Genomic DNA, 20,367 nt, shown 5'->3' with positions numbered 1-20,367 from the left:
ATCCTGTGTGTCCACGATTTCCACGGGGTTAGCTTACGCCTCCAGGCAGGTTTCGACAAAGATCTTGAAGGCGCGGGCGCGATGCGAGAGCGCCTGCTCGTCGCCGGGCTTCCAGCCATGCTTCTGCTCGGCACTCATTTCGCCGAATGTGGTCTCGTATCCCTTGGGCTGGAAGACCGGGTCGTAGCCGAAGCCCTGGGTGCCGCGCGGCGGCCAGACGACCGTGCCTTCCACTTCGCCGCGGAAAAGCTCGGTATGCCCGTCCGGCCAGGCGAGGCATAGCACGCTGACGAAGCGAGCCGTCCGGCTCTCCGAGGTGTTGGCACCGGCCTTTTCCAGGGCGGTTTCGACCTTCTGCATCGCCATGGCGAAGTCACGCGTGCCGTCAGCCGTTTCGGCCCAATTGGCGGTATAGACGCCGGGATCGCCGCCGAGCGCATCGATCACCAGGCCGGAATCGTCCGAGAGTGCCGGCAGACCGGAAGCGTTGGCGGACGCAAGTGCCTTGATCGCAGCATTTTCCTCGAAAGTCGTGCCCGTCTCGTCCGGCTCGATGAAGTTCAGATCGGCGGCGGACTTGGCGGCAAAGCCGAGCGGACCGATCAGATCGCGGATTTCCTGGATCTTGCCGGCATTGTGGCTGGCGACGACAATGGTCTTGGTGTCGAGCTTGCGCATGTGTTGTCCTGTCATAGGCCCCAGATACGGGGTTCGGCGCATTCCAGGCTGTTGTCGGCCGGATCGCGGAAATAGATCGAACGGCCGCCATTCGGCCAGTGAAAATCGGCTTCGATATCGACACCGGCCGCCTTCAGCCTTTCGGCCATGGCCTCGATATCATTGCCATCGACGCGGAAGCAGACGTGACCATGCCCCTTGGTCCCATGCGGCGGCACGGGCAGGGAACCCGGCTCATGCGCCTTGACCGTTTCTTCGCTGTTGAAGATCAGCAATACGCCCGGTCCGCAGCGATAGAAGACATGACGGTTGCCGCCGCGCGAGATCTTCTGCAATCCGAGTATGCCGCCATAAAAGGCCTCGGCTGCATCGAGATCGTCCGCATAGAGTGCGGTTTCAAGGACGCCTGCGAGGGCCGGGTCAGCCATTCAAAATATCCTCAGGCGATAGCCTGCTTCTGCAGCTCCACCAGTTCGGCAATGCCGTTCTTGGCCAGATGCATCAGCGTGGCGAATTCCTCTTCGCTGAAGGGGGCACCCTCAGCCGTTCCCTGGATCTCGACGATGCCGCCCTTGCCCGTCATGACGAAATTGGCGTCGGTCTCGGCCGAAGAATCCTCAAGATAGTCGAGATCGATGACAGGCTGATCGGCGAAGATGCCGCAGGAGATAGCGGCGATGTGATCCTTCAGCACGCGCTCGACCTTCACCATGTTGCGGCTTTCCATCCACTTCAGGCAGTCGTAAAGCGCGATCCAGCCACCGGTGATCGAGGCTGTGCGCGTACCGCCATCGGCCTGGATGACGTCGCAGTCGACGGTGATCTGGCGCTCGCCGAGTTCCTTGAGATCGACGACAGCGCGCAGCGACCGGCCGATGAGGCGCTGGATTTCCTGTGTGCGGCCGCCCTGCTTGCCGGCGGCAGCCTCGCGCTTCATGCGCTCGCCGGTCGCGCGCGGCAGCATGCCGTATTCGGCCGTGACCCAGCCCTTGCCGCTGTTGCGCAGCCATGGCGGTGTCTTGTCTTCCAGGCTTGCCGTGCAGAGCACATGCGTATCGCCGAATTTCACCAGGCAGGAGCCTTCCGCATGCTTGGAAAAATTGCGCTCGAACGACACCTTGCGCATCTGGTCGGTTTTTCTGCCTGAAGGCCGCATTCCACTCTCCTGAATGTTCGTTGACCGCTTCTACGACCCACAGGCCGCTTTTGCAAAGGAAAAGCAGGCTGCAAAGCCCCTCGGCAGACTTGGCGACATTTTTCCCTTTTGCCATTGCTAACTGAATGATTATATTTTGCCTAAGGCTCAACGGAATGGATCTGACAGCGAAATGGTATTCACGACATCGTCGGTCTCGGATGTCATTGCTGCACTGGACGAACGCTCCAAGGAAATCTTCCGTCGCATCGTCGAAGGCTATCTTGAAAACGGCGAGCCGCTGGGGTCGCGTAATCTCTCGCGCCTCTTGCCCATGTCGCTGTCGCCGGCTTCCGTGCGCAACGTCATGAGCGATCTGGAAGAGCTAGGACTCATCTATTCGCCGCATGTGAGCGCCGGGCGCTTGCCGACCCAGGTCGGCCTGCGCTTCTTCGTCGATGCCTTCATGCAGGTCGGCGATCTCTCTGCCGAGGACCGCGCCAGTATCGACCGGCAGGTGCGCGGCAGCAATCGCGATCAGCCGGTGGAATCGATGATGTCGGAGGCAAGCCGGGTCCTATCGGGCATCTCGCGCGGCGCCGGTCTCGTCATCACCTCCAAGAGCGATCCCGTTCTCAAGCATGTGGAATTCATCCGGCTGGAGCCGACCAAGGCGCTCGCCGTGCTCGTCGGCGAGCACGATCAGGTCGAAAACCGCATCATCGAACTACCGGCCGGGACGACCTCGTCGCAGCTCATGGAAGCCGCCAATTTCCTCAACGCCCATATGACCGGCCAGACGATGCCGGAACTGCGACGGCAGTTGCAGAGCCTCAAGGAAAGCGTGCGCCAGGAGCTGGACAGCCTCTCCCATCAGCTGGTCGAGCGCGGCATTGCCGTCTGGTCCGGCGGCGATGACGACGGCAAGCCGACGCAGCTCATCGTGCGCGGCCATTCCAACCTGCTTGCCGAAATCGGCGGCGCGGAGGATCTGGATCGTCTGCGCCTGCTTTTTGACGATCTCGAGAAGAAGGACAGCCTGATCGAGATTCTCAATCTCGCCGAAAGCGGACCGGGTGTGCGCATCTTCATCGGCTCGGAAAACAAGCTCTTCTCGCTGTCCGGCTCTTCGTTGATCGTTGCGCCCTATCGCGATGATGATGATCGCATCGTCGGTGCTGTCGGCGTTATCGGCCCGACGCGGCTGAACTACGCCCGCATCGTGCCCATGGTCGATTATACCGCGCAGCTGATCTCCAGACTGTCGCGGCCTGGAATGTGAGAAAAGCGATCTGACGATAACCGTCAATCGGGAAGCAAGGTTCCCGATCCGCCCATTTCGGCTGGTAAATCCTTCTGCTTCGGCAGCCCGTCCTTCAGATGCAGCACCGTCGTCTCGTAGTTGACATGCACGCCCGGCTGAAAATCGAGGCCGGGAAGGACGGCCGCGTAGACATCGGTCACGCCCCACGGCGGATGTTCCGTCAGAAGATGGCCGCCGCAGACCGTGCACCACTTGCGCACGCTCTTCTCGGTCTTCTGGTAGCTGCCGATTTTGTCCGTGCCTTTGGTGACGTGCACGGCTTCCGGCGGCCAGAGCGAGAAGGCATTGACCGGCCCTGCCGACCATTCCCGGCAGGAGTCACAATGACAGTAACCCATCGCCATTGGCTCGCCATCGACTGCGATTTCCACCGCGCCACAGAAACACTTGCCTGAAAGGGATTTGCCATTAGACATTGATGTCACCCCCGCTGTGCTGAGATGCATTTCAGAATACCACCGGCGAGGAGGGCTGAACAGTCGATGTCACAAGCGGCAGCCATGAGCAGGGAGAGGTATTGCCGCCGTCGCAAAGCCGCAAATTGGCTGTTCTTCTCGACAAAGCCTTGATTTTTTCCGGCCAAACCTCGATATCGGGCACATCCAAAGACCAAGCAATTCGGAGACCGTCATGACCGACGAAACAACAAAAACCGGACCTGACGCCACGGCGGCTGACACGTCAGCGGATTTCGCGCAGGATGCAGCGGAAACCATTGATGCGGCTGAGCCGTCGCAGCCAGATCCGGTTGAGCTGCTGAAGGCCGAGAACGGCGAACTGCGTGATCGCTACCTTCGCCTCGCTGCCGAGATGGACAACCTCCGTCGCCGCACCGAGCGCGATGTGAAGGACGCAAAGTCCTATTCCGTGGCAAGCTTCGCCCGCGACATGCTCTCGGTGGCAGACAATCTGCGCCGCACGCTGGATGCCATTCCGGCAGAAGCACGCGCCGGTGCCGATGTCGGCCTTCAGACGCTGATCGAAGGTGTCGAGATGACCGAGCGTTCGATGCTGTCGGCTCTCGAGCGTCACGGCGTGCGCCAGCTCGAACCGATCGGACAGAAGTTCGACCCCAATTTCCACCAGGCCATGTTCGAAGTGCCCAATCCCGAGGTGCCGAACAACACGGTCGTTCAGGTCGTGCAGGCAGGTTTCGCCATCGGCGACCGCGTTCTGCGCCCGGCCATGGTCGGCGTTGCCAAGGGCGGCCCGAAGATCGTGGAAAATGCCGAGCAAGGCGCCAACAGCCCCCTGGACGAGAAAGACGCCTGATCCTCTTTCGGGCAACGCCAATAAAAGAAGAGAGCCGGACGATCTCGGATCATCCGGCTCTTATTTTTGCCTTGGTCCGGTGCAATTCAAGCGGTTAGGCAGCGTTGGATGCCTGCTCCTCGTTGAGGAAGGCGTAGATGGCTGAGGCGGAATCGGTGGCGCGGAGCTTGGCGACGAGATCCTGGTCCCGCAGGACGCGGGCGATGCGCGAGAGCGCCTTCAGGTGGTCTGCACCGGCACCTTCGGGTGCGAGCAGCAGGAAGACGAGATCGACGGGCTGGTCGTCCAGAGCCTCGAAATCGACAGGCGCTTCAAGGCGCGCGAAAATGCCGGCGATGGACTTGATGCTGGCAAGCTTGCCGTGCGGAATGGCGATGCCGTTTCCGACGCCGGTGGAGCCCAGGCGCTCGCGCTGCAGCACGACGTCGAAGATTTCGCGCTCGGGCAGTCCGGTGAGCTTGGAGGCTTTGGCGGCCAGCTCCTGAAGCAGTTGTTTTTTGGAATTTGCCTTCAAGGCGGGGATGATCGCATCTTGCTGTAGCAAATCTGCCAATGCCATTCTCTTTATCCTTCGTGTCGCCGAGAACCGATGACGGGCAAGCGGCGGCCAGCTGCGATGATGCGCAGCCGCCGCTTATCTTCTATTCTCAGCCTTTGATATTGGCTGCGTCGATCCAGCCAATGTTGCCGTCCTGACGGCGGTAGACGATGTTCAAGTGTTCGTTGCCGGGGCTGCGGAAGAGCAGCAGCGGCTCGTCGGTCATATCGAGCGCCATCACGGCGGTCGCCACGGACATGGTCTTCAATTGTTTCGTGCTCTCTGCGACGATCGCCGGCGCGAAGTCGGCAGGAATCTCCTCGTCGTCATCGGGAACGCCGTCCATGACGGTATAGGCAACTTCCGCCTGACCGTTCACATGGTTGCCAGCCTGATGGTCCTTGAGTTTGCGTTTGTAACGGCGCAGGCGCTTTTCGATGCGCTCGGACGCAGCGTCGAAAGCAAGCTGCGGGTCCATGGCTTCGCCGGCAGCATGCAACACGACACCGCTATCGAGGTGAAGCTTGCAATCGGCCGCGAAGCGCGAGCTGGACTTGTGTACAGTTACCTGACCTGAATACCCCCCGTCGAAGTATTTGGTCACGGCCATACCGATCTGGTCCTCAATCCGCTGACGGAAGGAGTCGCCAATTTCCATATGTTTACCGGAGACACGCACACTCATGGAGTTTCCCTTCTTGTAGTGGTTATTGCGCGTATCAGTTTACGCCAAGCCTCAAGCTCATCCAAGCACTTCACGCAGTCAAAGGCAAATTGCGTATATCGACCGCCTTTTGGATGGTGGGGATAAGTTTCATGGTCGTGCTGTCCTGCAGCGATTGCGGCGGGCTTCTAGCCCTGCCTCATACGAAAGTCAACTGCATCTTAACGGACCGTTAGGAGTTTAGCATCCTGTGGTTGAAGGGCGCCGGCCGTCAGAAACCAGAAACTTTGGCTAGAGCCCGCTTCTCCCGGCGCCGTTGCACGGAAGAGGGGATGTTCATGGCTTCACGGTACTTTGCAACCGTGCGGCGAGCTAACTCTATCCCGCCCTTCTTCAGCGTATCGACGATATCGTCGTCGGAGAGGACCGCATCCGGGCTCTCGCTGTTGATCAGCAGGCGGATCTTATGGCGAACGGCCTCGGCGGAATGGCTGTCTCCGCCCTCGACGGCGCCAATCGAAACCGTGAAGAAATATTTGAGTTCGAACAGCCCGCGCGGCGTCAGCATATACTTGTTCGAGGTCACGCGGCTAACCGTCGATTCATGCATTTTGATGGCGTCCGCCACGGTTTTCAGATTGAGCGGCCGCAGATGGTCGACGCCATGCAGCAGGAATGCGTCCTGTTGCCGCACGATCTCGCTTGCCACCTTCATGATCGTCTTGGCGCGCTGGTCCAGGCTGCGGGTCAGCCAATTGGCGTTCTGCAGGCATTCCGACAGGAAGGCATGGTCCTGGCTGGTCTTGGAAACGGATGCGAAATAGGACTGGCTCACCAATACCCGCGGCAGCGCATCGGGGTTGAGTTCTACTAGCCAGCTCCCGTCCGCGGCGGGTCGCACGACGATATCGGGCATGATCGCCTCCGATATCTCTGTCTCGAAGCCGCTGCCGGGCTTGGGGTTGAGCTGGCGGATTTCCGCCATCATGTCGAGCAGGTCTTCCTCATCGACGCCGCAGAGCCGCTTCAGCGTGGCGAAATCGCGCCGGGCAAGCAGCTCGAGATTTTCGATCAGCCGCTCCATAGCAGGATCGAAGCGATCCTTCTGTCGGAGCTGGATTGCCAGGCATTCGCTGAGGGAGCGGGCAAAGACGCCCGGCGGATCGAGTTGCTGTAGGGTCTCCAGCACGCGCTCGACGTCGGCAAGCGTCGCACCGAGGCGTTCGGCCGTCTCACCGAGTTCACCGCGCAGATAACCACAGTCGTCGAGCTGGTCGACGAGATGCTGGGCGATCAGCCGGTCGCCCATGGCGGGAAGCGAGAAGGGGATTTGCTCGTTGAGGTGATCGCGCAGCGACACCTGGCCTGCGACGAAATCGTCCAGATCGTAGCCTTCACCGGCCTCGCCGCCAGGCATGGATTTCCACTGGCTGAGCAGCTCCGGCGCATCGGCGCGCTGCGGGTTGCCGTCATCGGGAAAGACGTCGCGGAAATTGGTGTCGAGCTCGTCGCTCAGCCGGTTGGCGTTGCCAGTATTATCGCTCTCGTACCAATCGCTCGCCAGATCGCCGGCATTGCGTTCGGAACCATCCTCGCCATGGGCTTCTTCCATGGTCTCGAAGCGTTCGTCCTTGGCCTCGCGATCGCCGCCGCTGCCTATATCCTCGTCATTTGACGCAAATTCCAGCAGCGGATTCTTTTCGACTTCCTGCGCGATGAATTGCGTAAGCTCGAAATGGGTCATCTGCAGCAACTGGATGGATTGCATCAGTTGCGGTGTCATCACCAGGCTCTGGCTTTGGCGCAGGAAAAGATTGGCCGATAGTGCCATAGCGGACGCGGGACTCCCCTTGAACTCCTCGGGAATCCGCGCCTTTATCACTAAAATTCTCGCGAAATTCCAACTGGCCCAAAAATTGCTTTTTTATTGGATTTGGTCAAGTGGAACTGTGGAGCGGAAGTAAATTTCCGGCGCGCGGCTGCTTTCGATAATATTAGCAGATCAAGCGGTGTAATTTCAGCCTATCACAGGCTGAAATTGTCACCCAGATACAGCTTGCGTACTTCGGGATTGCTGACGATATCGTTTGCCCTGCCGTGAGTGAGCACCTCGCCGGCATGGATGATGTAGGCGCGGTCGATCAGGCCGAGTGTCTCGCGGACATTGTGGTCCGTGATCAAGACGCCGATCCCGCGTGCCGTCAGGTGATGCACGAGGTTCTGAATGTCGGCGACCGAAATCGGGTCGACACCGGCAAAAGGTTCGTCGAGCAGCATGAAGGTCGGATCCGTCGCCAGCGCGCGGGCGATTTCCAGGCGTCGCCGCTCGCCGCCCGAAAGCGCGATCGCCGGCACGCTGCGCAGATTGCGAATGTGGAACTCCTCCAGCAATTCGTCGATCTTGCGCTCCCGCTTCGTCTTGTCCCTTTCGTGGACTTCGAGCACGGCGCGGATGTTTTCTTCCACGGTCAGGCCGCGGAAGATCGAGGCCTCCTGCGGCAGGTAGCCGACGCCGAGCCGCGCACGGCGGTACATCGGCATCGACGTGACGTTGTTGCCGTCGATCTCGATCGTGCCTTCATCGACCGGCACCAGCCCGGTGATCATGTAGAAACAGGTCGTCTTGCCGGCGCCGTTCGGCCCGAGCAGTCCGACTGCCTCGCCGCGACGCACCACCAACGAAACACCGTTGACGACACGTCGCGTCCGGTAGGTCTTGGTGAGGCCACGGGCGATCAGCGTGCCCTTATAGCGTGCCTTGTCCGCGGCCGGTGCGCTGGATGCCGCAGAAGACGGCCCGGGCACGCCGGGCAGGGTGGAAGTGGTCGATGTCGTCACGAGGGGCCGGTATCAGTTTTTCTTTTGTTGTTGTTGCTGCACTTGCTGCGACTTCGGATCGAGCTGAATCTGGACGCGACCGCCACAGGAATCCAGCTGCGCTTCACCCGTCGCCATATGCACGGTGAGCTGGCAGCCAGTAAAAACATTCGGTCCGTCGGTCAGAACCACCTTCTTGCCCTTGAGGATCGCAAGCTGGTTGGCCATGTCGAAGGAGCCGTCCTCCGCCGTCGCCGTCTGCGTCCCGGAAACGAGGTAGACCTTGTCGGTGACCAGAATGTGGTCGATGTTGGCATCGCCCGACACGAGCGACTGGTTCTGCTCCTTGGCAGCCTTGGCGACCGGATTGTCGGGCTGCTTGGCATCCCCTGCCTGCTTCTTCTTGTAGAAAACCGTCATCTTGCCGGCCTGCATGGTCGTGGTGCCCTGGACCACCTTGACGTTGCCGGTAAAGACGGCCTGGCTTTCCTGATCATGGATCTCGAGCTTGTCGCTTTCGATCTGGATCGGCTGATCCTTGGAGAGGGCCAGACCCGGCATCGAGCTGGTCGTCGACTGCGCGCCGGCGTTCCCGGCTGCAAAGAAGGCGACTGCGCCAAAAGCGCAGAGAAGGCCGGCCTTGCGCAAGCCGGAATTGAAAATTGAATTAGGCCAATACTTTATCATGAACCGCCCGGCTTCTGTTGGCTATCTGAATTATGGAGAGCGGCAGGTTCGATGTTCATCCGAACCTGCCCGTCGAATTCGATTACGCTTCCCTTATCCGTCATCTTGAGCGAACGCGCAACAACCGACATACCACCGCGGGTGATGGCAACCTCGTCCTGGCTGGAAAGGTCACCCTTCTTCACATCCAGGAAGGCGGTCTTGAATTCGGCGTGCAGCCCATTGTCCATCAGGATGGTAAAGGGTTCGGTCAGCTTCAGTGTATCGGCCTGGCGGTCGAAATCCGCGCTCGCGGCCGTAACATGGGCGATCACGTCGGTATTGACCGGCATGGATGCCTTGATGGTCTTGAGCGTGATCATGTTGGGATTCTTGATATCCTGAAGCGCTTTTTCGGCAAGCAGCGAGTAGTTGATACCGTCCTTGTTGCGGCCGGCAATGGCGGGGCGTTCCATGACGACCTTGCCATCCTCGATCTTGGCGCCCTCGATCTGGATATTTGCCGGCAGATAGGCGCGGATGACAGAGACCGCAATGAAGAGGAGCGAAATGATGACGGCGGCAAGCGGCAGCAGCACCCTGAGCCGCTTTACGCGGTTAGAGTGGAAAATCGCGTCTTTATACGCGTTCCGTTCCGGCACCGAGCGTATTGCCTCGCCGGGGGACTCGATCGTGTTGAGCATGCAACAGGTCCGTCTTCTATGATCCGGAGAACCGCATTCACGCTATGCGAGGCTGTGCCAAAAAGCCTATCGGATCGTTTCGCATTATTGCACTGGCTTGCCAATATGGATTTTTTCCTGCTGTGGGCGAATTTTAGCAGAAAAATATGCCATAGGCCGGTTTCATCAGCTCGGGCGATGTCCTATCTGATGAACGACAGAGCGACGTCCCGCCGACGACATCGAAAACGGGAAACGCTTTTCTCTAAGGATTGTGCCCGTTTCAAGGTGTCATACATCCGGTTTGTAGCGCTTTCAATTTGTTGCAGGGAGAAATAAGGCGTGATGGACAGTTCTGCAATCGCGGATCGGCGACAATTGCGCCGCAAGCTCGGTTTCTGGCGCATTGTTGCCGTTTTGCTCCTTGTGGCATTGGGCTTTGCGTTTTATCGCTTCGTCTCCGCCGATCTACCGGATGCGCGCGGTCCGCAGATCGCCCGCGTCAAGATTTCCGGGCTCATCCAGGACGATACGGAGCTGCTGGAGCGGCTGAAGAAGATCCGCGACAATGACCAGGTCAAAGCGTTGATCGTCTCGATCTCGTCGACGGGCGGAACGACCTATGGCGGCGAGCGCATCTTCAAGGCGATCCGCGCCGTGGCCGCCAAGAAGCCGGTCGTATCGGACATCCGCACCGTCGCTGCCTCGGCCGGCTACATGATCGCGACAGCCGGCGACGATATCGTTGCGGGCGATACCTCCATTACCGGGTCGATCGGCGTCATCTTCCAGTATCCGCAGGTCAAGGACCTGCTCGACAAGGTCGGCGTTTCGCTGGACGAGATCAAGTCGGCGCCACTGAAGGCCGAACCCTCGCCGTTCCATCCCGCAAGCGAAGACGCCAAGAACATGATCCGCAGCATGGTCATGGACAGCTATGGCTGGTTCGTCGATCTGGTGGCGGAGCGTCGCAAGCTTTCGCGCGACGAGGTGCTGAAGCTTGCCGACGGCAGCATCTTCACCGGCCGTCAGGCGCTGCAGAACAAGCTGATCGACACGCTCGGCGGCGAGGACGAAATCCTTGCCTATCTCGAAACACGCAAGGTCAAAAAGGACCTGCCGATCGTCGATTGGAAGCCGGAAGACAAAACTTCATCCTTCTTTTGGCCGGGTGCCGCTTCCTGGTTGCTAAATCGTCTCGGTTATGATGATTTTATTAAAGGAGAGAGTCTCCAGAAAATCATGACCGATAAGTTGTTTCTTGACGGCCTGCTTTCTGTTTGGCAGGGTGCAGCCAATTGATAAATCAATGATTTAAGGGGATAGCTGTGATCAAGTCGGAACTGGTGCAGATTGTTGCCGCCCGCAACCCGCATCTCTATCACCGCGATGTCGAAAATATCGTCAATGCTGTCTTGGATGAGATCACCGATGCACTCGCTGCGGGAAACCGGGTTGAGCTTCGCGGTTTCGGCGCTTTTTCCGTCAAGAACCGGCCTTCGCGCTCTGGTCGCAACCCGCGCACGGGGGATACGGTCTTCGTCGAAGAAAAATGGGTTCCCTTCTTCAAGACGGGCAAGGAATTGCGCGAGCGCCTGAATCCCGGCGCCGGCGACGACGAGGAAGACGACAACTGATCGGGCCATTCCGGCCGAGTTTCCCCCGATGCGCCGACGGAAATAGTCGTCGGACATGATTGTGCCGCGACGCGGTGGCACTTGAATTCAGCCGCCTCTTTTCTATTCTGCGGCTGAAGGCGGCTTGGGTGCGTGGCACTCATGGCCGCGGACAAAGGAGCTGCGCGATGGCCAAAAAGATTGTCAATCTGCTGATATTGCTGCCGCTCGGCATCATTCTCATCATATTTTGCGTCGCCAATAGGCAATCGGTGACATTGGCCCTCAATCCGTTCCGACCGGAAGATCAGGTGCTGTCGCTGAATGCGCCCCTGTTCGTTTTGCTGTTTGTGGCGCTGATCCTCGGTATGATCGTCGGGGCCGCGGTCACTTGGTTCAATCAGGGAAAGCATCGCAAACGTGCCCGCAATCAATCGCGGGAAGCGGTGCGCTGGCAGGCCGAAGCCGATAAGCATCGCACGCGCGCCGAAGAAATCGCCGGGCAGCTGCCATCAAAGTGACGTGAGGTCGGCGAGCCGCATCTCTTTATAATCGCCCTCCGGCGAGGCGCCGTCGCCGATGATCTCGAAGCCGAGTTCCCTATAGAAGGCCATGGCGCGAATGTTTTTGACCAGGCATTTCAGTCGGTAGCGGCGCCGAGGCCAATCCGGCAGGCTGGTAAGCAGCGCCTTGCCGGCGCCGCGGCCCTGGAAGGCCGGCAGCACATAAAGCATATGGATGAAGTCATCCGGCTCCCAGATCGCGGCAAAGCCGACAATCGCACCATGCTCGTCCTCGCAGACGAACAGGCGTTCGCCATTGGTATGAATGGCGAAATCCTCGAAGGTGAAATGGCCGGGATCGACCCATAGGAACGTTTCGCAACGGACGCGGAGATAGATCTCCGCAAGCTGCTGCATATCCTGTTCGCGTGCAGGCCGAATGGCCCAGGTCTCGAATTTCGATGTCATGATCGACTATATGGGGCGGAAATATTCCCCCGGCAATCAGGCGTTTGCCTGGCCGTTGATGGCAGCGGTGAAATCGGCGAAAAACTGCTGCGCCAGCTTTTGGGCGCTGGAATCGACCAGGCGGGAGCCGAGCTGTGCAATCTTGCCGCCGACCTGCGCCTTCGCCTCATATTGCAGGATCGTTTCGTTGCCGTCTTCCTTCAATATGACGTCCGCGCCGCCCTTGGCAAAGCCGGCAATGCCGCCCTTTCCTTCGCCCGAGATCGTATAGCTTTCCGGCGCATTGATGTTGGAAAGCTTGACCTCGCCATTGAAGGAGGCCGAAACCGGGCCGATCTTCAGCTTTACGGTCGCGGTCAGTTCCGTCGGTGAGACCTTTTCCAGGCTTTGGCAGCCCGGAATACATTGCTTGAGGATCTCCGGATCGTTCAGCGCCGCCCATACGGCGTCCCTGGGTGCTGCGATCCGCTCCTCGCCGGTCATGTCCATGCGCAATCCTCCCAATGTGACATTTTGTGCATGGATCATCGCAGATCGGAAAGCGCTTTGCCAAGTGGCGGCCAGATGCTATTTGCACGCACATATCAATTTTGAGACAAGCATGGTGAAACATAGGGAAAGCCGGCCCGGCCAGAAAAGTGCGGGCGGTCTCGGGGCAAAACCCCGGCGTGATATGCCCGGCAAGCCGTCGGCAAAACCCGCGCATGCTTCAAGGCCAGCCAAGCCTTTGCGTGATGCCAAGCCTCCGCGCGATCATGGCGAGCGTGTTGCCGAGCCGCGTGCTGCAGCACCTGCCGCCGCCGCACCCGAACGCCCGCTGATCGCCCGAACCGGAGAGCGTCCGCCGGAGCGCGTGCCAGTTATCCTGGAATCGCTCGGTGCCGGCGATTTCCACCTGATCGACAGCGGCAATGGCCTCAAGCTCGAGCAATACGGTCCCTACCGCATCGTCCGGCCTGAGGCACAGGCGCTGTGGCCGCCGTCGCTTGCCGCACATATCTGGGACAATGCCGATGCGATCTTCACCGGCGATACCGATGAGGACGGCATGGGCCGCTGGCGTTTTCCGCGCGAAGCGCTCGGCGAGACCTGGCCGCTGCAATTGCTCGGCGTCGATTTCCTCGGCCGCTTTACCGCCTTCCGACATGTCGGGGTCTTTCCGGAGCAGATCGTGCATTGGGCCTGGATGAAGGAGCAGGTCGAGGCGGCGAAACGACCGTTGAAGGTCCTGAACCTCTTCGGTTATACCGGCGTGGCGTCGCTGGTGGCGGCAGCAGCCGGCGCAGAAGTGACGCATGTCGACGCCTCGAAGAAGGCGATCGGCTGGGCGCGCGAAAATCAGGCTTTGGGCCGCATGGAAAAACTGCCGATCCGCTGGATCTGCGAGGATGCGATGAAGTTCATCCTCCGTGAAGAGCGGCGCGGCAACAAATACGATATCATCCTCACCGACCCGCCGAAATTCGGCCGTGGCCCGAACGGCGAGGTCTGGCACCTGTTCGAGCATCTGCCGCTGATGCTCGATATTTGCCGCGAAATCCTGTCGCCGAAAGCGCTCGGCCTCGTGCTGACGGCCTATTCGATCCGCGCCAGCTTCTATTCGATCCATGAGCTGATGCGCGAGACCATGCGCGGCGCCGGCGGCGTGGTCGAATCCGGCGAACTCGTGATCCGCGAAGCCGGCCTTGATGGCCGCACGCCGGGCAGGGCGCTTTCCACCTCTCTCTTCAGCCGCTGGGTGCCGAAATGAACCAGGATTTCCGCAATGATGGCCCACGCAAGGTCGGACAGGTCAAGGAGGTCACCTCGCTTGCCAATCCGATCGTCAAGGACATCAAGGCGCTGACGGTCAAGAAATCCCGTGAGGAAAGCGGCGCCTTCCTGGCGGAGGGCCTAAAGCTCGTCATCGACGCGCTCGAACTCGGCTGGACGATCCGTACGCTTGTTTATGCCAAGGCCGCCAAGGGCAAGCCTCTCGTCGAACAGGTGGCCGCCAAGACGGTCGCGGCCGGCGGGCTGGTCCTGGAGGTCAGCGAAAAGGTCATCGGCTCCATCACCCGCCGCGACAATCCGCAGATGGTGGTCGGCGTCTTCGAGCAGCGCTGGCGACAGCTTCGCGACGTCAAGCCGAAGACGGGCGAAACATGGGTGGCGCTCGACCGGGTGCGCGATCCCGGCAATCTCGGCACCATCATCCGCACCGCCGACGCGGCCGGCGCTTCCGGCGTCATCCTCGTCGGTGAGACGACCGATCCCTTTTCGCTGGAAACCGTACGCGCCACCATGGGCTCGGTCTTTGCCGTACCCGTCGTCAAAGCGACGCCGGAGGAGTTTCTGGCCTGGAAGAAGAAGGCTGAGGTTTCCGTTGTTGCCACCCATCTGGCTGGCGCGGTGGACTATCGCACCATCGATTACAAAAAGAAGCCCGTCGTCATCCTGATGGGCAACGAGCAGTCCGGCTTGCCGGATGCCCTGGCGAAAGAGGCCGATGCGCTCGCCCGCATCCCGCAGGCCGGCCGCGCCGACAGCCTCAATCTGGCGGTCGCGACGGCAGTCATGCTGTTCGAAGCCCGCCGCCATATCCTGACCTTGAGCGAGACCCGATGACCGAGAGCGAGACCCACGAACAGCGGACTGCAAAGCCGGCCCTGTTTTCACGGCCCCTGCCGATACTGATTTTTATCGTCGTTGCAGTCATACTCGACCAGGCCATCAAGATCATGGTCGACAACTGGCTGCCGCTGCAGGAGATGGTGCCGGTCATTCCGATGCTGGCGCTCTATCGCACCTATAATCTCGGCGTGGCCTTCTCGATGCTCTCGGGCATGGACGGCTGGTTCATCGTCGGGATGCGTCTCGTCATCGTCGCCTTCGTGCTGTGGCTCTGGCGGCGCACGCCCGATCATCGCTGGCTCGCGCATACGGGCTTTGCCCTGATCATTGCCGGCGCACTCGGCAATCTGCTCGATCGCTTTCTCTACGGTCACGTGATCGACTATATCCTGTTCCATACGCAGACTTGGTCTTTCGCCGTTTTCAATCTTGCCGACAGTTTCATCACCGTCGGTGCGGGCTGCGTCATTCTCGACGAGCTTCTCATGCCGAAAAAGGCAAAAGCTTAAAATTCTAGCGAATCCCTGAAGGCATCGGGAAGAATGCCCATGTTAGCCAGACTGCATGAGCACTCTGGCAGATTTGCAGGAAAAGCTTGCTGCGGCGGCAGTTCACGACCAAACGGGACCGATCGAAGGGCCGGTCGCCGACGAATCGTCGCTTGCAAAATCGACCGTGCCGCGTGAGGCAGGCCAGCACACGGCGCTGTCTGCGCAAGCCTGGTGGCTGCAAAGCCATTGGCTGAATGGCGGCGGTCTTGTGGCTGGGGTCGCTTTTCTTGCGATCGGCTTTGCCGGGGGTCCTCTGCTGCTTGTAGGCTTTCTTGGCCTCGCCGCCCTTGCGCTCGCAGCCGTCGGCATCGGCAAAACCCGGGGCGCTGCGCGCGAGCCAGAGATTGTCGCCGCCGATTTCAGCGAGAGCGATCACGACCGCCTATGGGAGCACAAGGAGAGTACCAGCCTCCTTGCCACCGTCCATGATGCGCTTGGCGACATCGCGGTCACGCGCAGCATCGACCGCCGGATTCTGCATGCCAACGCCACCTTCAGCAGATTGACCGGCAGGTCGCACCCCGAGGGCCTGACGCTGGAGGAGGCTGGCCTCGTATTCCGCGCCGTCACCGATGCGAAACATCAGGACGCGGAAATTGCGACACCCGAGGGCCGGCGCATCTTCGCCTGGCATGATGTCATGTTCCGCGATGCGGCGACCGGGCAATTACGCATACAGAGCATCGCGCGCGACGTGACCGAAGAGCGGCAGACGGCCCGCCTGCGCGAAGATGCGCGGCTGAAGGCCGAATACAACAGTGCCGCCAAATCGCGGCTGCTCGCCACCGTCAGCCATGAGATCCGTACGCCGCTGTCGGGCATTCTCGGCATGAACCATCTGCTCGCCCAGACGCCGTTGACTTTGGAGCAGGCAAATTACCTGACTGGCATTCGCCAGTCGGGTCATGCACTGGTGCAGCTGGTCGAAGATCTCCTCGATTTCTCCACGATCGAAGTCGGTCGCTTTCAGTTGCATCCGCGTACGGAGGCTTTACGGCCGCTGCTGGAAGGCGTCATCGAGATGCTCGCCCATCGCGCCCATGAAAAGGGCATAGAGATCGCTGCAAGCGTTGCGGCCGATGTTCCGGAGAACTTGGAGTTCGATCCCGCTCGGTTGCGCCAGATCCTGTTCAATGTCATCGGCAACGCGGTGAAATTCACCCAGACCGGAGGTGTTCTTGTCAGCGTCGACCTCAGCGGCCGGGATTTGACGATATCGGTGCGCGACAGCGGTCCCGGCATGACCGAGGAAGAACAAGCCCGCGTCTTCGGGGAGTTCGAGCAGGCCGGCACCACGGTGGAACGAAGCGCCGGCACCGGCCTTGGCCTTGCAATCTCCGCCCGCATCCTGCGCGAATTCGGCGGTGGGCTCAGCGTCGCCAGCGAGCGCGGTAAGGGCAGCGAGTTCGTCATCTCCTTCCCAGTCGGCCTGGTTGCCGGAGAGAACGGAAACGACCGGCGCAATACCATGCTCAGGGGATCCCGTATCCTGCTGCTTGCTCCCGAAGGTGCGGCAAGCACGGCCATCATGCGAACCATCCAGACCCTTGGCGGTTATTGCCGGCTGATCGGCCCGGGCGACATGGATGACTTGCTGCCTTCGTTTCCGATGGGCGAGGGCGGGGTCTGGACGGATCTCATCGTCGACCATCGCATGGCGCCCTGGTACTTCAGCGAGGGAAATGCGCTTGCGGTGCCGAGACTGCGCAAGATCTTCCTGGTCAATCCCGAGGAGCGCAACACTCATCCGCTGGACCTTTTCGACGCCTGGCTCATCCGGCCGCTGCGCGAGCAATCGCTGATCGATGTGCTCAGAGGCCGCATGCGCGGCATGGAAAGGCGCGAAGCCTTGATCGAGGCCGTCTCGGAGATCGGCATTACGACGCCCGAGACGGAGGAAGACCGCCCGCTCGATATTCTGCTGGGCGAGGATGACCCGGTTAATGCGATGCTGGTTCGGGCCATGCTCTCCAAGGCTGGTCACAGGGTTCGCCTCGTCGAGGATTTCGACGGTCTTCGAGCCCGCACCGAAGACGGCGAAGCGCGGCCGGAGGTGCTGGTGACGGATTTCAACATGCCGGGCGGTACGGGCGCGGCTGCGCTTGCCCAATTGCGGGCTCATGAGCGCAGGCATGGCCTGCCGCCGCTTCCAATCATTGTGCTGACCGCGGACAGCCGCGATTCGATCCGTCGCCAAGCACTGCTGGCCGGGGCTGATGCCGTCATCGTCAAGCCGGTCGACCCCGAAAAGCTGACGACCGCGTTACGCGGCCTGTCGAGGTCGGTCTTCGAACGCGCCTAGAAATCATCCATGATCTGCGGATGAAAATTGCAAAGCCGGCTCATCAATGCCCGATAGAGGCCGGCGATATGGCTCAACTTACGGCAATTGTCATCGCTAAATTGGGGACGGCGCGTCCATTCGAAAAATTGCAATGGGCACGCTTCTTGCTTTTAACCAAGCTGCGTGTCACTTTCCTGTCGCACGAATTTGGTTTATGGCGCTATATCGGCCCGCAGGGGGAGAATCGCCATGTCCATCGAAATCTTGAATCGCGAAGCTCAGGGCGAAATGGTTCAGTCTTCAAAGGCAACGGTTGAACCGGTTGCCAGCGATGTGCTCGGACGCATCGGAAATCTCGAAACGCGCCTTGCCCGCACAGCGCGCGAAATCGATGCCGCTCAGGCCGTACGCTACCGCGTTTTCGTCGAGGAGATGAACGCGCAATTGCCGGCCGACGCCATGCGTCGTCAACGCGACGTCGATAGCTGGGACGCCATTTGCGACCATCTTCTGGTGCTGGATCGCTCGCTCGAAGGGGATCCGGAAGACCAGATCGTCGGCACCTACCGCCTGCTGCGCCAGGAAGTGGCCATGGCCAATGGCGGCTTCTATTCGTCGTCGGAATTCGACATCGACACGCTGCTTGCCCGTCATCCCGACAAGCGTTTCATGGAACTCGGCCGCTCCTGCGTGCTGCCGGATTACCGCAATAAGCGCACGGTAGAGCTGCTGTGGCAGGGCAATTGGGCCTATGCGCTGAAGCACGGCATGGGCGCGATGATCGGTTGCGCCTCCTTTCCTGGTGTCCTGCCGGAACAGCACGCGCTCGCCTTGTCCTTTCTCTATCACAATGTTGTCGCCAAGGATGACTGGGCCGTCGGCGCGCTGCCGTCGCTCGCTCGGACCATGGACCTGATGCCGGTCGAGGCCATCAATCCGAAAAAAGCGCTGATGGCGATGCCGCCCTTGATCAAGGGCTATCTACGCCTTGGCGCCATGGTCGGCTCGACCGCCGTCGTCGATCAAGCCTTCAACACGACGGACGTTCTGATCGTGCTGCCGATTGCCAGCATCTCCAACCGCTACGTGAACTACTACGGAGCGGATGCCGGTCGCTTTGCCAGCTGAGGACTATCAAGGGATCGCAAAAATATCGATCGCATCGGTGATGCCGCGCAGCGCGACATGATGCGATTGCGGCGTGAGGCCGCGCCTCGTCATCAGTTCGGCGGCCCGAGGATGATCGAGCACCGAGCTGGTGGCGAAGATCTCCCGTGATGTCGCGAGATGCTGGACGCGGGATGCGATATTGACTGTCTGCCCGAAATAATCCTGCCGTTCGTTCAGGCTCACGGCGATGCACGGCCCCTCATGAATGCCGATTTTCAGAAGAAGATCGTCGTTGCCGCGTTCGTTGTTGAGGCTCAGCATGGCCTCGCGCATCCGCATCGCCGCAGTGAGCGCTCGGTCCGGCGTCGGGAAGGTCGCCATGACGGCATCGCCGATGGTCTTGACGACGGCACCCGCCTCCGCCGCTACGATTTCGTGCAGGATGCCGAAATGGGTCTTGACCAGATCGAAGGCCGCGAGATCGCCGACCCTTTCGTATAGTTCCGTCGAACCGCGCAGATCGGTGAACAGAAAGGTGAGGCTGGTGATCTTCAGTCGCTGATCGATGTCGATCGTGTCCGTGCGATAGATGTCGCGGAAGGTCTGATTGGAGAGCAAGTGCTTGGCGGTCAGAAATGGCCGGCGTTGTCCGAGCAGCGTATGAAGAGCTTCGTTGGCCACGCAGATCGATGGCAGCACGCGAAGATCCGTGTGGTTCTCCATCTGGATGCGCAACGGTCCGGGCCGCAATTCTATGGCTTCGCTGTGGCGGTGCATGCGGTCGAAAACGAGCGAAAGAGCTTGGCGCTCTTTCGATGGCTCACCCTTCACATCGAGGAATTGCGCTGCATGCGTGACGGGCTCGAAGATGATGGTAAATTCCGCCTGCAATTGAAGCGATATGACGGCTTTCTCGCCGGGCGGCAGTTCCAGGGATTCCAGCACGAATTGATCGACTTTCTCTTCGTACCCCTCATCGGGAAGGTCGATGCCCGAACCCCAATAGATCTGGCGGAAATATTCAAGCGGAGGCAGGTCGTGCGGATTATGCGCTTCGATGTGGCGCACGCGCGGACTGACAGTGAAGGTGACTTCGACCATCTCATCGAGCGTCGGTTCGTAGCCGGCCGCGCAAAGCGTACAGTTATAGGTGTCGCTTTGCACGGTTTTCAGCGAGGTATTGGCATCCAATACCCCACCGCAGCCGGGACAAAGAACATTCCACGACATCTCGAACAGGCCCAGGCGAGATGCGTGCAGGAAGGCATTAATGGTCTGTTCTTCGTTGAAGCCGTGGGCAGCCGCGAAGGCGAGTGCATTCACACGGTTGAGCTTGCGGTCGGGTGCCTCAAGGACGAGCCGCTCGATAGCATCGACAATGTCAGGCTGCGCTGAATGGCGCAGCACTCCGAACAGGACCTGAGCTTCACTCATTCCTCTATTTT

24 protein-coding genes are annotated in these 20,367 nt (G+C 60.1%); 11 read left to right on the top strand and 13 right to left on the bottom strand.

Features of this window, described 5'->3' with window-relative positions; all coding sequences use genetic code 11:
• Positions 1-33: 33 nt before the first annotated feature.
• From rdgB to rph, 3 genes are read right to left on the bottom strand one after another with little or no spacing between them, the layout of a single operon-like run.
• Positions 34-678, bottom strand: coding sequence for an RdgB/HAM1 family non-canonical purine NTP pyrophosphatase (gene rdgB / locus AC13RM_RS20350; RefSeq protein WP_374820653.1), 645 nt, complete (start codon positions 676-678; stop codon positions 34-36).
• Positions 679-689: 11 nt separating this feature from the next.
• Positions 690-1,106: a VOC family protein gene (locus AC13RM_RS20345; RefSeq protein ID WP_374820650.1), complete on the bottom strand. Its 417-nt coding sequence runs from the start codon at positions 1,104-1,106 to the stop codon at positions 690-692.
• An 11-nt stretch (positions 1,107-1,117) separates the two neighbouring features.
• Positions 1,118-1,834, bottom strand: coding sequence for a ribonuclease PH (gene rph, locus AC13RM_RS20340; protein WP_015338597.1), 717 nt, complete (start codon positions 1,832-1,834; stop codon positions 1,118-1,120).
• Between the two features lie 172 nt (positions 1,835-2,006).
• Between rph and hrcA the strand changes: the two genes are divergently transcribed.
• Positions 2,007-3,095 carry a heat-inducible transcriptional repressor HrcA gene (hrcA, locus tag AC13RM_RS20335; protein ID WP_488555454.1) on the top strand — a complete coding sequence of 363 codons (1,089 nt, stop codon included), beginning with the start codon at positions 2,007-2,009 and terminating at the stop codon, positions 3,093-3,095.
• Between the two features lie 23 nt (positions 3,096-3,118).
• On the opposite strand, the gene AC13RM_RS20330 is transcribed toward hrcA, so the two are convergent.
• A complete protein-coding gene (locus tag AC13RM_RS20330; protein ID WP_113231844.1) occupies positions 3,119-3,553 on the bottom strand; it encodes a GFA family protein in 435 nt (144 codons plus the stop codon).
• Positions 3,554-3,767: 214 nt separating this feature from the next.
• On the opposite strand from AC13RM_RS20330, the gene grpE reads away from it, so the two are divergent.
• A complete protein-coding gene (grpE, locus tag AC13RM_RS20325) occupies positions 3,768-4,409 on the top strand; it encodes a nucleotide exchange factor GrpE (protein ID WP_374820641.1) in 642 nt (213 codons plus the stop codon).
• Between the two features lie 94 nt (positions 4,410-4,503).
• Here grpE and ptsN read toward each other — a convergent pair whose 3' ends face one another.
• The 6 genes from ptsN to lptC form a co-directional block, all read right to left on the bottom strand.
• Positions 4,504-4,968 (bottom strand): PTS IIA-like nitrogen regulatory protein PtsN, encoded by a 465-nt coding sequence (gene ptsN, locus AC13RM_RS20320; protein ID WP_015338601.1) that lies wholly within the window; start codon positions 4,966-4,968, stop codon positions 4,504-4,506.
• A gap of 88 nt (positions 4,969-5,056) precedes the next feature.
• Positions 5,057-5,632 carry a ribosome hibernation-promoting factor, HPF/YfiA family gene (gene hpf / locus AC13RM_RS20315; RefSeq protein ID WP_075855429.1) on the bottom strand — a complete coding sequence of 192 codons (576 nt, stop codon included), beginning with the start codon at positions 5,630-5,632 and terminating at the stop codon, positions 5,057-5,059.
• Between the two features lie 250 nt (positions 5,633-5,882).
• Positions 5,883-7,442, bottom strand: a complete 1,560-nt coding sequence (gene rpoN, locus AC13RM_RS20310) for an RNA polymerase factor sigma-54 (RefSeq protein ID WP_113231846.1) — start codon at positions 7,440-7,442, stop codon at positions 5,883-5,885.
• 194 nt (positions 7,443-7,636) lie between these two features.
• Positions 7,637-8,425 (bottom strand): LPS export ABC transporter ATP-binding protein, encoded by a 789-nt coding sequence (gene lptB, locus AC13RM_RS20305; protein ID WP_208409503.1) that lies wholly within the window; start codon positions 8,423-8,425, stop codon positions 7,637-7,639.
• Positions 8,426-8,461: 36 nt separating this feature from the next.
• On the bottom strand, positions 8,462-9,115 hold the full coding sequence (locus tag AC13RM_RS20300) for an LptA/OstA family protein (RefSeq protein ID WP_113231847.1): 654 nt from the start codon (positions 9,113-9,115) through the stop codon (positions 8,462-8,464).
• Positions 9,112-9,798, bottom strand: coding sequence for an LPS export ABC transporter periplasmic protein LptC (lptC, locus tag AC13RM_RS20295; RefSeq protein ID WP_113231848.1), 687 nt, complete (start codon positions 9,796-9,798; stop codon positions 9,112-9,114). Before lptC ends, AC13RM_RS20300 begins: the two co-directional genes overlap by 4 nt.
• A 324-nt stretch (positions 9,799-10,122) precedes the next feature.
• Between lptC and sppA the strand changes: the two genes are divergently transcribed.
• The 3 genes from sppA (at position 10,123) to AC13RM_RS20280 (ending at position 11,914) form a co-directional block, all read left to right on the top strand.
• A complete protein-coding gene (sppA, locus tag AC13RM_RS20290) occupies positions 10,123-11,079 on the top strand; it encodes a signal peptide peptidase SppA (protein WP_113231849.1) in 957 nt (318 codons plus the stop codon).
• A 26-nt stretch (positions 11,080-11,105) separates the two neighbouring features.
• On the top strand, positions 11,106-11,414 hold the full coding sequence (locus AC13RM_RS20285; protein ID WP_015338608.1) for an integration host factor subunit beta: 309 nt from the start codon (positions 11,106-11,108) through the stop codon (positions 11,412-11,414).
• A 167-nt stretch (positions 11,415-11,581) separates the two neighbouring features.
• Entirely contained in the window at positions 11,582-11,914 is a 333-nt protein-coding gene (locus AC13RM_RS20280) for a LapA family protein (RefSeq protein WP_069611376.1), read from the top strand.
• Here the strand turns inward: AC13RM_RS20280 and AC13RM_RS20275 are convergent.
• Both AC13RM_RS20275 and AC13RM_RS20270 read right to left on the bottom strand, forming a co-directional pair.
• Complete coding sequence (locus AC13RM_RS20275) at positions 11,906-12,364, bottom strand: GNAT family N-acetyltransferase (RefSeq protein ID WP_113231850.1); 459 nt, start codon at positions 12,362-12,364, stop codon at positions 11,906-11,908. The two genes, AC13RM_RS20280 and AC13RM_RS20275, sit on opposite strands and share 9 nt — an antisense overlap.
• A 36-nt stretch (positions 12,365-12,400) precedes the next feature.
• Positions 12,401-12,853, bottom strand: coding sequence for an SRPBCC family protein (locus AC13RM_RS20270; protein ID WP_113231851.1), 453 nt, complete (start codon positions 12,851-12,853; stop codon positions 12,401-12,403).
• Positions 12,854-12,968: 115 nt separating this feature from the next.
• On the opposite strand from AC13RM_RS20270, the gene AC13RM_RS20265 reads away from it, so the two are divergent.
• Genes AC13RM_RS20265 through olsB form a run of 6 tightly spaced genes read left to right on the top strand, consistent with a single transcriptional unit; the run spans position 12,969 to position 18,940 of the window.
• On the top strand, positions 12,969-14,114 hold the full coding sequence (locus tag AC13RM_RS20265) for a class I SAM-dependent methyltransferase (RefSeq protein WP_488555486.1): 1,146 nt from the start codon (positions 12,969-12,971) through the stop codon (positions 14,112-14,114).
• Positions 14,111-14,971 (top strand): TrmH family RNA methyltransferase, encoded by an 861-nt coding sequence (locus tag AC13RM_RS20260; protein WP_113231853.1) that lies wholly within the window; start codon positions 14,111-14,113, stop codon positions 14,969-14,971. Before AC13RM_RS20265 ends, AC13RM_RS20260 begins: the two co-directional genes overlap by 4 nt.
• A complete protein-coding gene (gene lspA / locus AC13RM_RS20255) occupies positions 14,968-15,486 on the top strand; it encodes a signal peptidase II (protein ID WP_113231854.1) in 519 nt (172 codons plus the stop codon). Before AC13RM_RS20260 ends, lspA begins: the two co-directional genes overlap by 4 nt.
• 55 nt (positions 15,487-15,541) lie before the next feature.
• Positions 15,542-17,830, top strand: coding sequence for a PAS domain-containing hybrid sensor histidine kinase/response regulator (locus tag AC13RM_RS20250; RefSeq protein WP_113231855.1), 2,289 nt, complete (start codon positions 15,542-15,544; stop codon positions 17,828-17,830).
• A gap of 20 nt (positions 17,831-17,850) precedes the next feature.
• Positions 17,851-18,129, top strand: coding sequence for a hypothetical protein (locus AC13RM_RS20245; RefSeq protein WP_146214373.1), 279 nt, complete (start codon positions 17,851-17,853; stop codon positions 18,127-18,129).
• Entirely contained in the window at positions 18,062-18,940 is an 879-nt protein-coding gene (olsB, locus tag AC13RM_RS20240; protein ID WP_113231856.1) for a l-ornithine N(alpha)-acyltransferase, read from the top strand. Before AC13RM_RS20245 ends, olsB begins: the two co-directional genes overlap by 68 nt.
• Before the next feature lie 6 nt (positions 18,941-18,946).
• On the opposite strand, the gene AC13RM_RS20235 is transcribed toward olsB, so the two are convergent.
• A complete protein-coding gene (locus AC13RM_RS20235) occupies positions 18,947-20,356 on the bottom strand; it encodes an adenylate/guanylate cyclase domain-containing protein (RefSeq protein ID WP_113231857.1) in 1,410 nt (469 codons plus the stop codon).
• Positions 20,357-20,367: the final 11 nt, after the last annotated feature.

The organism is Martinezella sp. CNPSo 3732 (assembly GCF_057784515.1).
This window is presented reverse-complemented; position numbering and strand designations above follow the sequence as displayed.

What these genes read in the sequence shown, in the direction of transcription:
- sppA (WP_113231849.1), top strand. Translation starts at nt 10,123, where the DNA reads ATGGACAGTTCTGCAATCGCGGATCGGCGACAATTGCGCCGCAAGCTC.
- AC13RM_RS20235 (WP_113231857.1), bottom strand. Translation starts at nt 20,356, where the DNA reads ATGAGTGAAGCTCAGGTCCTGTTCGGAGTGCTGCGCCATTCAGCGCAG.
- AC13RM_RS20330 (WP_113231844.1), bottom strand. Translation starts at nt 3,553, where the DNA reads ATGTCTAATGGCAAATCCCTTTCAGGCAAGTGTTTCTGTGGCGCGGTG.
- AC13RM_RS20250 (WP_113231855.1), top strand. Translation starts at nt 15,542, where the DNA reads ATGAGCACTCTGGCAGATTTGCAGGAAAAGCTTGCTGCGGCGGCAGTT.
- AC13RM_RS20275 (WP_113231850.1), bottom strand. Translation starts at nt 12,364, where the DNA reads ATGACATCGAAATTCGAGACCTGGGCCATTCGGCCTGCACGCGAACAG.
- AC13RM_RS20245 (WP_146214373.1), top strand. Translation starts at nt 17,851, where the DNA reads ATGAAAATTGCAAAGCCGGCTCATCAATGCCCGATAGAGGCCGGCGAT.
- AC13RM_RS20300 (WP_113231847.1), bottom strand. Translation starts at nt 9,115, where the DNA reads ATGATAAAGTATTGGCCTAATTCAATTTTCAATTCCGGCTTGCGCAAG.
- rph (WP_015338597.1), bottom strand. Translation starts at nt 1,834, where the DNA reads ATGCGGCCTTCAGGCAGAAAAACCGACCAGATGCGCAAGGTGTCGTTC.
- AC13RM_RS20260 (WP_113231853.1), top strand. Translation starts at nt 14,111, where the DNA reads ATGAACCAGGATTTCCGCAATGATGGCCCACGCAAGGTCGGACAGGTC.
- rpoN (WP_113231846.1), bottom strand. Translation starts at nt 7,442, where the DNA reads ATGGCACTATCGGCCAATCTTTTCCTGCGCCAAAGCCAGAGCCTGGTG.
- olsB (WP_113231856.1), top strand. Translation starts at nt 18,062, where the DNA reads ATGTCCATCGAAATCTTGAATCGCGAAGCTCAGGGCGAAATGGTTCAG.
- AC13RM_RS20280 (WP_069611376.1), top strand. Translation starts at nt 11,582, where the DNA reads ATGGCCAAAAAGATTGTCAATCTGCTGATATTGCTGCCGCTCGGCATC.
- hpf (WP_075855429.1), bottom strand. Translation starts at nt 5,632, where the DNA reads ATGAGTGTGCGTGTCTCCGGTAAACATATGGAAATTGGCGACTCCTTC.
- AC13RM_RS20270 (WP_113231851.1), bottom strand. Translation starts at nt 12,853, where the DNA reads ATGGACATGACCGGCGAGGAGCGGATCGCAGCACCCAGGGACGCCGTA.
- AC13RM_RS20345 (WP_374820650.1), bottom strand. Translation starts at nt 1,106, where the DNA reads ATGGCTGACCCGGCCCTCGCAGGCGTCCTTGAAACCGCACTCTATGCG.
- grpE (WP_374820641.1), top strand. Translation starts at nt 3,768, where the DNA reads ATGACCGACGAAACAACAAAAACCGGACCTGACGCCACGGCGGCTGAC.
- ptsN (WP_015338601.1), bottom strand. Translation starts at nt 4,968, where the DNA reads ATGGCATTGGCAGATTTGCTACAGCAAGATGCGATCATCCCCGCCTTG.
- lptC (WP_113231848.1), bottom strand. Translation starts at nt 9,798, where the DNA reads ATGCTCAACACGATCGAGTCCCCCGGCGAGGCAATACGCTCGGTGCCG.
- hrcA (WP_488555454.1), top strand. Translation starts at nt 2,007, where the DNA reads ATGGTATTCACGACATCGTCGGTCTCGGATGTCATTGCTGCACTGGAC.
- lspA (WP_113231854.1), top strand. Translation starts at nt 14,968, where the DNA reads ATGACCGAGAGCGAGACCCACGAACAGCGGACTGCAAAGCCGGCCCTG.
- rdgB (WP_374820653.1), bottom strand. Translation starts at nt 678, where the DNA reads ATGCGCAAGCTCGACACCAAGACCATTGTCGTCGCCAGCCACAATGCC.